Source organism: Xylophilus ampelinus (assembly GCF_003217575.1).
Taxonomy (GTDB): Bacteria; Pseudomonadota; Gammaproteobacteria; order Burkholderiales; family Burkholderiaceae_C; genus Xylophilus; species Xylophilus ampelinus.
Window position 1 is genome coordinate 15,135 of sequence record NZ_QJTC01000011.1, and the last position, 12,428, is coordinate 27,562.

General features: G+C 64.9%; 12 protein-coding genes. 8 read left to right on the plus strand and 4 right to left on the minus strand.

Going from position 1 to position 12,428, the window contains the following annotated elements; all coding sequences use genetic code 11:
• Positions 1 to 9 precede the first annotated feature (9 nt).
• From DFQ15_RS08710 to DFQ15_RS08725, 4 genes are read right to left on the minus strand one after another with little or no spacing between them, the layout of a single operon-like run.
• Positions 10 to 276: a hypothetical protein gene (locus DFQ15_RS08710; protein WP_146228692.1), complete on the minus strand. Its 267-nt coding sequence runs from the start codon at positions 274 to 276 to the stop codon at positions 10 to 12.
• Positions 273 to 1,343 (minus strand): hypothetical protein, encoded by a 1,071-nt coding sequence (locus tag DFQ15_RS08715; RefSeq protein WP_110465614.1) that lies wholly within the window; start codon positions 1,341 to 1,343, stop codon positions 273 to 275. Before DFQ15_RS08715 ends, DFQ15_RS08710 begins: the two co-directional genes overlap by 4 nt.
• The gene (gene sctC, locus DFQ15_RS08720; protein WP_110465615.1) at positions 1,340 to 3,355 is read right to left on the minus strand and encodes a type III secretion system outer membrane ring subunit SctC; all 2,016 of its coding nucleotides are present in this window, start codon (positions 3,353 to 3,355) and stop codon (positions 1,340 to 1,342) included. The genes DFQ15_RS08715 and sctC overlap by 4 nt, the downstream gene beginning before the upstream one ends.
• Positions 3,352 to 4,812 (minus strand): helix-turn-helix domain-containing protein, encoded by a 1,461-nt coding sequence (locus DFQ15_RS08725; RefSeq protein ID WP_110465616.1) that lies wholly within the window; start codon positions 4,810 to 4,812, stop codon positions 3,352 to 3,354. The genes sctC and DFQ15_RS08725 overlap by 4 nt, the downstream gene beginning before the upstream one ends.
• 213 nt (positions 4,813 to 5,025) lie before the next feature.
• Between DFQ15_RS08725 and sctU the strand changes: the two genes are divergently transcribed.
• The 8 genes from sctU to DFQ15_RS08765 all read left to right on the plus strand — a co-directional run bounded on the left by sctU (position 5,026) and on the right by DFQ15_RS08765 (position 12,318).
• The gene (gene sctU, locus DFQ15_RS08730) at positions 5,026 to 6,132 is read left to right on the plus strand and encodes a type III secretion system export apparatus subunit SctU (protein ID WP_110465617.1); all 1,107 of its coding nucleotides are present in this window, start codon (positions 5,026 to 5,028) and stop codon (positions 6,130 to 6,132) included.
• A complete protein-coding gene (sctV, locus tag DFQ15_RS08735; protein ID WP_199399844.1) occupies positions 6,123 to 8,177 on the plus strand; it encodes a type III secretion system export apparatus subunit SctV in 2,055 nt (684 codons plus the stop codon). The genes sctU and sctV overlap by 10 nt, the downstream gene beginning before the upstream one ends.
• A gap of 13 nt (positions 8,178 to 8,190) precedes the next feature.
• On the plus strand, positions 8,191 to 8,973 hold the full coding sequence (locus DFQ15_RS08740) for a type III secretion HpaP family protein (RefSeq protein ID WP_110465618.1): 783 nt from the start codon (positions 8,191 to 8,193) through the stop codon (positions 8,971 to 8,973).
• 49 nt (positions 8,974 to 9,022) lie between these two features.
• Entirely contained in the window at positions 9,023 to 10,078 is a 1,056-nt protein-coding gene (locus DFQ15_RS08745; RefSeq protein WP_158529036.1) for a FliM/FliN family flagellar motor switch protein, read from the plus strand.
• Complete coding sequence (gene sctR, locus DFQ15_RS08750; RefSeq protein WP_110465620.1) at positions 10,059 to 10,718, plus strand: type III secretion system export apparatus subunit SctR; 660 nt, start codon at positions 10,059 to 10,061, stop codon at positions 10,716 to 10,718. Before DFQ15_RS08745 ends, sctR begins: the two co-directional genes overlap by 20 nt.
• 21 nt (positions 10,719 to 10,739) lie before the next feature.
• Positions 10,740 to 11,000 carry a type III secretion system export apparatus subunit SctS gene (sctS, locus tag DFQ15_RS08755; RefSeq protein ID WP_110465621.1) on the plus strand — a complete coding sequence of 87 codons (261 nt, stop codon included), beginning with the start codon at positions 10,740 to 10,742 and terminating at the stop codon, positions 10,998 to 11,000.
• A gap of 134 nt (positions 11,001 to 11,134) precedes the next feature.
• Entirely contained in the window at positions 11,135 to 11,866 is a 732-nt protein-coding gene (locus tag DFQ15_RS08760) for a hypothetical protein (protein WP_110465622.1), read from the plus strand.
• Positions 11,863 to 12,318 (plus strand): type III secretion system chaperone family protein, encoded by a 456-nt coding sequence (locus tag DFQ15_RS08765; RefSeq protein ID WP_110465623.1) that lies wholly within the window; start codon positions 11,863 to 11,865, stop codon positions 12,316 to 12,318. The genes DFQ15_RS08760 and DFQ15_RS08765 overlap by 4 nt, the downstream gene beginning before the upstream one ends.
• Positions 12,319 to 12,428: the final 110 nt, after the last annotated feature.

Sequence of the window (12,428 nt, forward strand, 5' to 3'; positions counted from 1 at the left end):
ACCGTGGAGTCAGAGAACCAGGGCCACGCCGTGGATGCTCTCCCACACTTGGCGCACTACCCGCTCGGATGCCTGAAACCCGCGCAGCAGCCGGGAGATCAGGTAGCGCTGGCTCTCCTCCTTGGCGGAAGCCAGCATCTTGTCGGTCGCATCGCCGACCGACCGGAAATATTGGACGATGGCGCGCGCCTTGTCGCCTGTCGTGTCTTCGGACAGCGTTTTCTCCAGGTTGGACATGTCGGCAAAGATAGATTGCTCCATTGCGGGTTGGTTCATCTGAGGCTCCTGGGGCTGTGAATGTCGATGCGATCGCTCGCACCGTTCTGGGATAACCCGAGGTCGGAGTCCTTCAACTCCTCGACGGGCGCTTGGGTCAATGACAAGTGCTTGGTGCCGTCACGCGTCTGCACATAAGTGATGCCATGGGACTCCAGCATCGCGCCTACGGGTGTGCGCGGCTGCGGTGGCAGGTCGGTCACCTGCACGCGAATCGTGCGCACCAGTGGCGCCAGATCCGCAGCAATGCGATTGGCCGCAACGCGCAGCCGGTCCACGCCTACCGCGGCACCTTCTATGACGAATTCGCCGCCTGCGACATGGCGCACCGACACGCGCGGCTCATCCAATGCCTCGACGATGCTCTGTGCGATGTCGGTGGCCGCCGCGTACCGGCGCATCACCATGCCGCGAGGCAGTGCGTCCAGCGCGGCATTCATCTGGGCCACCTCGGTCGGCGTCGCAAGCAGTCCTTCGACCATCGCACCATCGGCCTGCGCACGCACGACCAAGCCCTGCAACCCGGCCGCCGTCACCGCCTTTTGTGTTTGCGCCACCGGGGACAGCGGCGGCACGCGGGCGGCGGCGTCGTTGGCCACCCCGGAGACCACCACGACGAAGACGACCACCGCCACAGCGGCACCGGCGGTAGCGCCCCAGACAAGCCACCGGCGCGCAGGTTGGGGCGCACCGACAGGCGTCGTCGCGTTGGGCTGCAGGGCCTCGGTGACAGCAGAGGTCTCGGTGACCGGACGAAGCAGCCGACCCAGGAGTTCGAGATCGGAGGGCCAGCCGCATGCATCCGCCGGACCGACGCACAAGACCGTGTCGTCGAACCGGCGAGGCACCAGGTCGATCGCGGCTTCGCCGGTCGCGGCGTCGGCGAATGACCAATGGGCGCTGTACACGAGATCCGCTCCTTGAAGGATATTCAGGACCAACGGGGCGCCGGTCCAGTCCAGCAGCCGAATGTCCGCATCGTTCTCTGCGGAAATAACGTGCCTGCCTGCCTGCAAGACTAAGTCGGTGCCGGCATGACGCCCGGTCAGGACGCGAAGCCGGTTCATGATTTGCGAACTCCGGCACCGGATTTGCTGCCACCGCTGCCCCCTTCGCGCAGACCGTAGCTGGCAGGATCGGCCAGCCGATCCACCAGCGGCCGAACCGGGTCGCGCGGGACCAGGGGTACCGGCTCGTCACGGCCGCCGGAGGGCGTTACCTGCAGGCCCGGCAGCGCTGCTGCGTCCGGAGCCGTCATGGACGGCGCAGGCACTACCCCCGGCGTCGACGGCGCTACCGCCGCGACCGTCGGCGCTACCGGCATCATCACCAGCGGCGTTAGCAAGAACATGCGCTCGGACCGCGCGAGATGCTTTTGCCTCTGCCGGAACACAGCACCGAGCAACGGGATGTCCTTGAGCAGCGGCACACCGGTCTCCCCCGTGATCTCGCTGTCCACTGTGATGCCGCCGATCAGCAAACTCTGACCTTCCAGCACGCGCGCCTCGGTGCGTATCTCGGTGCGTTTGACTACCGGTACTTGGTCCACGCTGGTCGACTGGAAACTCCCGTCCTCGATAAGGATGGAGAGCTTGATAGATGCCGGCTGGCCGTTAGCGCCCGGAGTCACCTGCGGCGTGACCTGCATCGTCGTGCCGGCCTCGACCTGGAACAGCTTGACGTCCAGGTTGCCGGCCACACGGACGCTGGCGATCCGTTTGTCGGCCATCACCGCCGGCCGGTTGGCCTCGCCCAGCACACGCGGCTTGGAGATCACACGCGCCCGGCCTTCGCCGGCCAGCGCCTGCACCCGTGCCATCAGGGAACGGCCGGCGTCCGTCAGCACCGTGGCCACCGTGAAAGGCTGCGTCGAGGTGCCGCTGCCTGTGACGGAATCTCCACCCGACGGCCCGCTCACCGAGAACTGACCCCGCGTTCCCTGCACGGACCAGTCGACGCCCAGGGCCGACAGGTTGTCGGTGCTGACGTCGATGACGGTCGCTTCCAGTTCCACCTGCATCGAGAGAACATCCAGGGTGCGGATCAGGGTGCCGATCTCCTCCATGCGCTGCGCCTTTGCATACACGATGACGGAATTGCTGTTCTCGTCAGCCTCGAATACCGGTGCCTCGTCGTCGGTGTCCCCGTCAAGCGGGCTGCGCACCGCGCGTGGTGCGGGCGTTGCACCCGATCCGTCGGAAGGTGGCTGGTCGCCGGAGTTGCCCTGCAGGGAGGACAGGAAGCCGCCCTGGCGCTGCATGGCGCCGTACATCTGCTGCATGGAGCGCGTGGTCGGCGCGACCGATCGGGCTGCATTCTTCTGCGCGTTTGCCAGCGCACTGGCCGGGTCCTGGCGGGCGGCACCAGAGCCGAAAACCGAGCGCAGGGTCGACACGATGCCGTGCACCTGCACGCTGCCCATGGAACGGTCCGCGGCCGAGACATGGGACAAGGGGAACACGCGAATGACACGCCGGTTCTGCTCAATGGCTCCGACGTCCAGCGACTCCACCGCCAAGCCCACCAGTTCTACATGGCGCGGCGGTCCGTAAACCAGCAGCGTGCTGTTGGTGGAATCCCAACGGATCGGGAAGCGATCGCTGGCAAGACGCAGTGAGTCCAGCAGTTGAACCACCTGGCGGCGCTGGTAGCCTTTGAGCCGGAAGATGCGGCTCTGGATGGCGTTGGCCGGATAGAAGTAGTAGGCGGTGCCGTCGAAGTACCAGATCAGCGCATACGCCTTGCATAGACCATCCAGGAACTGGCGGGCGCCGGTATCGAAGTTGCCGCTCACCACGCCTTCCACCCGCTGATCGACGACCGCCGGGAATCCCTGGGAGGATGCGAAGTCATTGAGCACGTCGGCCAAGCGCTTGCTGTCGGCCCGATAGACGAACCGCTGGTTGCCCGGACCGTCTCGACCTGCCGCTGTGCTGATCGGTACTCCGCCGCCTGCCGTGGAGCCCCCTCCAGGCTGCGACCATGCCGGTGGAATCGCCGCCAGTACGGTGGCCAGAGTCGTCAGGCATACGATGCACCGCAGGCCTGGCAGCTGAGGCGGGCGGGGAATGAACTTCATGCCTTGGTCCGGTTGCCGCCCGATTTTCCGTGCAGTGTCTCGAAGGGGGTTTCCGCGAACTGCTCACGATAGTTCTGCGCCAGCGTGGAGCGGCTGTTTACGCCCCAGCGCCCCGCTACGTCCAGAATGCTGACTGGGGAACCACTGGCGCTGGTGGACTGCAGTTCGGAACGGATGCGCTCCATGCGGCGCCTGCGGATGAACTCCGCAGGCGTCAGTCCCAGATGCGCCCGGAAAGCCAGCTGCAGCGACCGCTCGGTTACGCCTGCGCGGGCGGCCACGTGCCGAACCGATAGGTCGGTGTCCGACAGGTGCTCCAAAATGAACTGATAGGCCCCCCGGTAGCGCAGCGGCAGGCGCAGGCGAACCGCATCGCCGCCTTCCGTATCACCCTCGGCCGGGTTGGACAGCAAGGCTTGGTTGAAGTCCCGCTTCAGCACATAGAAGGCCTGTTCCACATGCTGCTTGTAGGCTGCCAGCGAATCGCCCATGCGGCCCTGTGTCTGCAGCAACTTGGAGCGGCAGTATTGAAGATCCATCGAGTAACGGCTCTGCCGGACCTGCGAGTCGTTGTGGGTCAGGGTACTGAGCATGCCGAACGCCGCGTGGGTAGCGCCTCCCGCCATCAGCGCCATTGCGCTTTCGATGCGGGCATTGGGTTCGAGCCCTGCTAGGCGGCGGTCCTTAAGCCAGGCCAGGCATTCCGACAAACGGCCGTCATCACCCGCACCGCTGGCCGAAGTGATCATCATCTGCAGGTGCTGCAACCGATGCGCCACCAGTCCCATGTCGCCCAGGGAACGTTCCTGCTCAGCCAGTTGGCGTCGTAGCGCAGCCGGAGCCGGCATAGGGCCGGAGCGCTCGCGGAAGCTCGTGGCCAATGCGTGGTCCGCCAGTTCGTCGGAACGCCGGGCCAGTTGCATGGCAACCAGCTCCAGGCGATGGCATTCCACTACCTGCCCCATCGCTCTCCAGTCATGCGCGAGGCACAGGTTGGCTGCACCGGCCACCAACGCAGCAGCCCGCCGGCATTCACCCAGAACCTGAAGCGCATCGGCTTGGCAGTTCATGGCTTCCACCACCAGGTCAGCCGACGCTGCGGCATCGTCGACCACTGAGCGGAAGCATTCGATCGCCCGACCGGGCCGGTTCAAGCTCAGGAAGGTCCAGCCCTGGTCCAGCGAAGAGCACCAGCGCAGCCACTGGCGCGAGACACGTCCATAGAGCTTGCGGACGTCTTGCAGCATCTCCTGTGCTTCCTGCTCGCGCCCGAGGGCAAGCAAAGTGCGCGCCACCATCTGCACACGCAGGGAGCGCTTCTGGTCATCGCCGTCGGTGGTTTGCCGCCGCATGCCGATGTGGGCGGCCTCCTCCAGGTGACCGCGCAGGACGCGCGTTGCGATGTCCGGGTCTGCTTCGTGGCAGCGAAGCACGCTCAAGGCCAAAGGGATTTGCATCGGATGTTTCCTCCGCCTTTATTTCACCGTCGGGGTCAGCGGCCGCCTCGTGCTACCGCGAAGCCATGTGCAGTAATGCGATGGAATTCGCACCGTGGGCCACCGCTTCGGCCTCGCGCGCTTGATCATTGCCGAGGCTTCTAGATTCGCTCAGCGTGATCGTGGCGCCACATGCAGTGCTACCTCGAAAGCGACATTTGCAGGAGGCGGGCCATGTCCGACGAAAAGACCGAAAAGCCCACACCCAAGAAGCTTCGTGATGCCAAGAGGAAGGGTCAACACTCCAAGAGCCAGGATGTGACCGCCGCCATCGTGCTGGGGGCCATGACCGCGTGCCTGAGCGTTGCAGGCAGCATGACTGCGGAACGGCTGATCGCGGTGGTCTCGCGCCTTCTGGAAGACCTGGGACGAGTGCGTGCCTCCACCGACCTCATGCCGATGCTCGCGCCCATGGTCGGCGACGGCCTGCTATGCCTGCTGCCCTTCATCTTCACCGCGATGCTCGCGGGTCTGGCCGGTTCTGCGGTCCAGGTGGGGCTCAATATCTCGATGGAGCCGGTCTCGCCCAAGTTCGACAAGCTCAACCCGGCCCAGGGCCTGAAGAAGATTTTTTCGCTGAAGTCTGTGATCGAGTTCGTCAAGACGCTGGTGAAGGTTTTGGCCATGGGCGCGGTGCTGTGGAAGGTCATCCTCGGCCTGATGCCGGCGCTGATGAGTTCGGCCTATCTGCCGGTGGCCTCTATCGCGGTGGCGGGCTGGAACGCGGTGATACACCTCGTCTTCGGCGGTCTGTTGCTGTTCCTGGTCGTGGGTCCGCTGGACTTCGGCTTGCAAAAGTACCAGTTCCTCAAGGACCAGCGCATGTCCAAGGACGAGGTCAAGCGCGAGCACAAGGAATCCGAAGGTGATCCCCAGCTCAAGGGCAAGCGCAAGCAGATCGCCCGCGAGATGGCGACTTCGGCACCGAAGGACACGGTGCCCGGGGCTTCGGTAGTGGTCACCAACCCTACGCACTACGCGGTAGCGCTACGATATTCACCGGGAGACGGCCCTTTTGATGCGCCGGTACCCATCGTGGTGGCCAAGGGCATCGACGAAAGGGCTGCGGTGATCCGGCGGCTGGCGGAGGAGCATGGTGTTCCGCTCGTCGCCGACCCGCCATTGGCACGCATGCTCTACACCCTCCCCTTGCAGGAACCGATCCCGGAGCAAATGTTCGAAACGGTGGCCGCCATCCTGCGCTGGGTAGCTATGGTGAGGGCAGCCGGGGGCGGCCCTGCGCCGGACCAGCGGGACCGGGGGGGGGTATCGTGGCACTGAAGCTCGGTGTCGGTATCGGCAATGACCTGGCGATGGCGGGCCTCGTGGTCGCCATCGTCAGCCTGATGATCCTTCCGCTTCCTACCTTCGCGATCGATTCCCTGCTGGCGGTCAATATCTCCGTCAGCGTGCTTCTGCTGATGACGACACTGTTCATTCCGAACGCGATAGCGTTGTCTACCTTTCCATCGCTGCTGCTCTTCACCACGCTGTTCCGGCTGTCGCTGAACATTGCTTCCACCAAGTCCATCCTGCTCCATGCAGATGCTGGCCATGTGATTGAAACCTTCGGCGAACTGGTGGTAGGGGGCAATCTGGTGGTGGGCATCGTGATCTTCCTGATCATCACCATCGTGCAGTTCATCGTGATCTCCAAGGGATCGGAACGCGTGGCCGAGGTCGGCGCACGTTTCACGCTGGACGCGATGCCTGGCAAACAGATGAGCATCGACGCCGACCTACGCGCCGGGCTGCTGACCGGCGAGGAGGCGCGCAAGAAGCGGGCCTTGCTGGCCATGGAAAGCCAGATGCACGGCGGCATGGATGGGGCGATGAAGTTCGTCAAGGGTGACACCATCGCGGGCCTGATCATCACGCTGGTCAACCTCGTGGCAGGCATCATCGTCGGCGTGCTGTACCACAACATGACAGCCGGTGAGGCGGCCAATCGCTTCGCGGTATTGTCTATCGGCGACGCCATGGTGTCGCAGATCGCCTCACTGTTCATCTGCGTGGCTGCCGGCGTGCTGATCACCCGTGTGGCCGATGACGGCGAAAAGAAGCCGCGATCGCTCGGCCAGGAGGTCGGTGCCCAGATCACAGGCAACGCCCGGGCCATGTTTCTTGCAGGCGCGCTGGTGCTGGCCTTTGCGGCCGTTCCGGGCTTTCCGGTGCTGCAGTTCCTGGCGATCTCGACCGGGCTCGGTGCGGCGGGTTGGGTGCTCGACAAGCGGCGCCGCAAGCAGGAGCAAGTGGCGATCTCCAAGCCGATCGGCGCACTGCAGCGGGACGGCGCCAAGGGCGAGCCTCCCTCCATTCGGCAGGAACCTCCCCTGTTCGCAAAGCCGCTGGCGGTGCGCATGTCGCGTCAGTTAGGCATGCTGCTGGAGGCGGACGCCCTGGACGAGGCCATCACCACCGAACGCCAGCGGCTGCAGGAGGAACTGGGCCTACCCTTTCCCGGGATTGCCATGTGGGTGACCCACAACCTCGAAGCGCTTGAGTTCGATGTGCTACTCAACGATGTTCCCACGCGCGAAGTGAAACTGCCCGGTCGCATGATGCTGCTCATGGACCCCGATTCGCCCCTGGCCCAGCGCGCCGAACGCCACGGTCCGGTGCTCGACCAGCCCGAGTCCCTTTGGATCAAGGACGGTGCTTTGCCCGAGGCGGATCGGCGCACGGTGCTCAGCATCGAGAACGTCATCGCGCGGCATGTGACCGGGGCGCTTCGGCAGCACGCCCACATGTTTATGGGCGTGCAGGAGGTGCAGTGGGTGATGGAAAGGGTCTCGGCCGAATACCCGGGACTTGTAACCGAGGTGCAGAAAATCCTGCCGGCCCAGCGCATCGCCGAAGTGCTGCGTCGACTGCTGGAGGAGCAGGTGCCGGTGCGTAACGTGCGCACCATCCTGGAGGGCCTGATCGCCTGGGGCCCCAAGGAAAAGGACATGCTGCTGTTGACCGAGTACATCCGCGCCGACCTGGGCCGCTACCTCGCCTTCGAGGCGGCAGGCGGAGGCAGCGTGGTGCAGGCCATCTTGATGGAACCGGACGCGGAGCAATTGATCCGGCAGTCCATCAAGTCCACGCCGGCTGGCAACTATTTGGCCATCGCCCCGGAGGCTTCAGCCATGCTGTCTGACCAGATCGCCCAGCTCGCGGGTGACCAGGCACGCAAGGGTGTGGCAGTGGTCACCTCCATGGATATCCGTCGCTATGTGCGCAAGATGATCGAGGTCCGCCTGTCATGGCTGCGGGTCTATTCCTTCCAGGAACTGGGCAACACCATCGAACTCCGGCCGATCGGTCGGGTAGTGGTCTGAAACGGAGGCGACCATGAGTCAGGAGATCGACCGCCTGCCACCCGAGGCGCGCAACACGACCAGCAATCCCGGCGGCCAAGGCGCCACGGCACTCATCGCACAGCTGTTTCGGCAGGTCCTGCGGCTGCCGCCGCGCAACGAGCGCAGTGGCAGCCGCGCGCTCTTTCCCGACAACGATCCAACTCTCGGGAATGTGCCAGATATGCGGTGGTGGTCATCGCCCGGTACCGATATCCGGGGCCGTGAGGCCGCGCTACCGCCCTCCTTTCCGAACGCGCCACAGGATACGTCCGGTGGACAGGAAGTGGCGACCCGTCCGGCCGGTCATGCGGAAGATGAGGCGGCGGACGTACAGCAACTTCGTGGCGTGGCTGCGCCGGGCTCAGTAGCGGGAGTGGACCGGCGGGCCGAAGGCCAGGGCCGTGTGGCGGGTGCCGCGGGCAAGGAAAACTTGGCTGACTACTCCGGCCCTGCACCGGCGCAGGCGGCTCCGGACATCCAGGCCCGCCACCAGGCAGCCGGCGACGCCCTGGAGAAGCTCGCACGCCATCTGCACCGCCTGTGCGAGCGCGGCGGTGCCATCTCCCAGCACTGGAGCGCCACCTTGCACCTGGACGCCCAGGCCCTGCCGGACACACAGCTCCGCATCCAGGCCTCGCAAAGTTGGATCAGGCTTCGTTTTTCCACGCAGTCGGCCGACAGCATCCGCTTAATTTCCGACCACACGCCCGCGCTGCGCAGCACCCTGGAGCAAACGCTGGACATGAAGCATCACGTCGACATCGATTTCGAATGAACTCACTTCCATGGTCCCCACAGTCGCTCGGTCCTCGCGTCTGCCGCCCGTGAATCCCGACGCTCAGCCGGTACTGACCGAAGGCTTGGCCGACCTGCGGCTGGCGCTGCCCTCGCTGCCGATGGCCTCTGCAGCAGCAGCCCGTATCGCATTCGACAGCCGCTGCAGCACCCTGCTTTCGCGCTACCTTGGCGGTGCCACAGTGAAGATTGGCCGCCGCCACGGTCAGCGCCCCGGACTGCGGGTGGCATTGTCGTCGCTCGTCGGAGACATGGTTGTGGAACTTGATCCGCGCCGCTGCGCCGCATGGGCGCTGTTGGACCGTTTGGCGCGCGAGCCACAACAGCAGGATCTGGCCTGCGCGCTCGCCAGCGAGATGGTCGACCGCGTCTGTCGCGACCGGGGCTACGAAGACGTGGGTTTGGAGATTCGCGCCCTGACGGCCAGCGACACGGCTCTAGCCACCACGGCGAGCGTGGCCACACTGCGTATCGACGAGCATGAAATCGAACTGCTGGAGATGGACGCCGCGTTCAGCCTGTTTGCCGCCGAGGAAATGCGAGAGCGGCCGGTCGTCATCCCGCCCATGCTGCGCAGCCTGCGCCTGTCCGGAACTGCCCGGCTGGGCGAGCGCCGCCTGGGCGCCAGCCAGTGGATCCTGGTCGCCCCCGGCGACATCTTCCTGCTGGGCCGCTCGCCGCTCCAGATCGGGTGGCGCATCGGCGCAGGCCAGTCCCTGCACGCCAGCGCCCGCCTAGAGTGCTCGCCCCCCGGCCCGCGCGCGCCGCAGCCGTTGTTGACCCTGGAAACGGCCCTGCTGGGGCCCAAGGAGGAAGCCGTGATGGATACCCCTGACGCCGTGCTGGCCGAGATCGAGTTGCCGGTGCAGTTTGAACTCCAGACCACCAGTCTCCCGCTGGAAGAGATCGCCGCCCTCGGGCCAGGTCACGTCATTGCGCTCGATGTGCCGGTGGAGCAGGCCGTGGTCCAGTTGATGTGCCAGGGCCGCTGCGTCGGCAGCGGCCAGCTGGTGGTGGTGGGTGACCACCTGGGAGTGCGGATCGACCGTATGGCATGGGCACGTGATGCAGCCGTTGATAGCTGATCCGATCTCGCTTCTGCTGGTGCTCATGGCAATGGGCATCGTGCCATTTGCCGCGATGGTCATCACCAGCTATAGCAAGATCGTCATCGTGCTGACCTTGCTGCGCAACGCATTGGGCGTGCAGCAGGTGCCGCCCAGCACGGTCCTCAACGGCGTGGCGATCATCCTGAGCTGCTATATCATGGCCCCCATCGCCATGGAGGCCGGCGACCGCATCCGTAATATCGAACCAAGGCCGGACTACACCGCATCCCAGCAAATGCTGAATGCGAGTACAGCCGCGCTCGAGCCTTTCCGCCGCTTTCTTCAGCGCCATGCCGACGAGCGCGAGAAAGCTTTCTTCGTGAAGTCGGCGCTGGCCATCTGGCCCAAGGATCGGGCCGACAAACTGGCCAAGGACGATCTGCTGGTGCTGGCACCTGCCTTCCTGCTCACCGAACTCACGGCAGCCTTCAAGATCGGTTTCCTGATCTTCCTGGCCTTTACCGTGGTGGACCTGGTGATTGCCAACATCCTGCTGTCGATGGGCCTTTCGCAGGTAACGCCGACCAACGTGGCGATCCCTTTCAAACTGCTGCTGTTCGTGGCGCTGGAGGGCTGGGCACGGCTCGTGCACGGCTTGGTGCTGACCTATCGATAACGCTGCCAATAGGAGTATTCCATGGGTTATGAAGCCGTCATGCAGCTGGCCTCGGAGGCTCTGCGCATGTGCTTGCTATTGTCGTTGCCAGCAGTGCTGACCGCCTCCATCGTCGGCCTGCTGGTCGCCTTCGTCTCGGCCATCACCTCGCTGCAGGATTCCAGCATATCGCAGGGCATCAAGCTGCTGACCGTGACCATTGTCGTGCTGATCGCCGTTCCCTGGGCGGGCGCCACCATGCTGCGATTCGCCGACAAGGCGCTGTCGCTGGCCTTCCAATGAAAATCGGCGGCGGCACGCCCTGGCGGCATCCCCCACCGGAAGAGGCAGGAGCGGGGGGGACAGCGCCCGCCTTGCCGCGTTCGCCCGCTCAGCGGCCCCTGAGAGCGGGTCGCGCAACGGCATTCGCTCCGGGCGTGCAGGCCACGCTCGACCAGTTCCTAGCGTGCATAGAGGATAGCGATCCTGCCCAGCGCCCGGTGGCCTTGGTCGACTTTCTGCTGGCGACCACAACATTGGCCCATCAGATCCAGCGCGGCGGTACCCCGCTGTCCGCCCTGCAATTACTGGCGATGCAAGCGGTCACCGAAGCGGGTATCGACGACGCGGCCGATCCCAAGTTCGAGGCTGAGGCTGAGGTCAACTCGAACAGCCGAGCCCCCGGCCAAGCGGCGCAACCGCACGACCCGAACGTGTGGCGCGCGCCAGCGGCTGAAGGTGGCGAAGCGGCGTGCCTGCAAGCTTTTGGCACGCCGGCGGCCCCGTTCGGCTTGGCCGAGGTAAAGGCCTTGCTAGTAAACCGCATGGAGGCTGTCCGCCGCGCCCAGATGCTGGCCGGTGCGGATACCGGCCAGCATCACCAGGCGGTCGACAGCATGCGTTTTGCCATGCTGCCGCTGCTGGTGCTGAACGCCCATCGGCCCCGGCCTCCCCTGCAACGCCGCATCGCGGCCGACCGGACGGAGCTTATCCAGGCGGGCCTGGCGCTAGCCCGGGACGGTCAGGCGCCTGGCACCATAAGTCGTAACCGGGTCGTCCCAGAAACCGGCCAACCCACCCAAGGCCTCCATGTGCAGCCCGACAACACCCTGGGCAACACCGATCAAACGGGTCATAAGGAGGACCGAGGCGACACCGGCGACCCGTGAGCTACCAACACTTCGAAGAGCTCGTGCGCGATCTGTGCAAGGAGCTTCACCTGCCCGATGTCGAGGGTGTGCTGCACAACGGCTACCTCTCGGTGCGGGGTTTCGAGATCATCGTGGCCAACTATGACAGCGACCCGGATGCGATGTACCTCAACCTCAACTTCGGAGTAGTGCTGGCCGGCCGCAGCCTGCGCATCTTCCGGCTCATGCTGGAGGCCAACCTGACGGTATATGCCCAGGATCAGGCCCAGCTCGGTATGGATGCCGACACCGGCAGCGCGCACCTGATCGTGCGCGTGCCCATGACTCCCGGAGTGGACGGCCCGTGGCTGGCCGAGACATTGCAGCATTACTTCAGCCACGGGAGCTATTGGCGCGACACGCTGCTTAATTCCAGCGACGAGATGTTCTATGCGGTTACTTCGGGACACTACCAGTGGATTCGCGCCTAACCCGCTTCTGCGCTCTACAGACTTCGGTATTCATGCAAGTTCTTCGTAAACGCTACTGCCCGATGGCACGCGATGGCTAGCCTAAGGGAACCTTGGTATCGAAAGAGAGC

Bases quoted from the DNA above. Each gene is read 5' to 3' on its own strand.
- DFQ15_RS08710 (WP_146228692.1), bottom strand. From the start codon at position 276: ATGAACCAACCCGCAATGGAGCAATCTATCTTTGCCGACATGTCCAAC.
- DFQ15_RS08715 (WP_110465614.1), bottom strand. From the start codon at position 1,343: ATGAACCGGCTTCGCGTCCTGACCGGGCGTCATGCCGGCACCGACTTA.
- sctC (WP_110465615.1), bottom strand. From the start codon at position 3,355: ATGAAGTTCATTCCCCGCCCGCCTCAGCTGCCAGGCCTGCGGTGCATC.
- DFQ15_RS08725 (WP_110465616.1), bottom strand. From the start codon at position 4,812: ATGCAAATCCCTTTGGCCTTGAGCGTGCTTCGCTGCCACGAAGCAGAC.
- sctU (WP_110465617.1), top strand. From the start codon at position 5,026: ATGTCCGACGAAAAGACCGAAAAGCCCACACCCAAGAAGCTTCGTGAT.
- DFQ15_RS08740 (WP_110465618.1), top strand. From the start codon at position 8,191: ATGAGTCAGGAGATCGACCGCCTGCCACCCGAGGCGCGCAACACGACC.
- sctR (WP_110465620.1), top strand. From the start codon at position 10,059: ATGCAGCCGTTGATAGCTGATCCGATCTCGCTTCTGCTGGTGCTCATG.
- sctS (WP_110465621.1), top strand. From the start codon at position 10,740: ATGGGTTATGAAGCCGTCATGCAGCTGGCCTCGGAGGCTCTGCGCATG.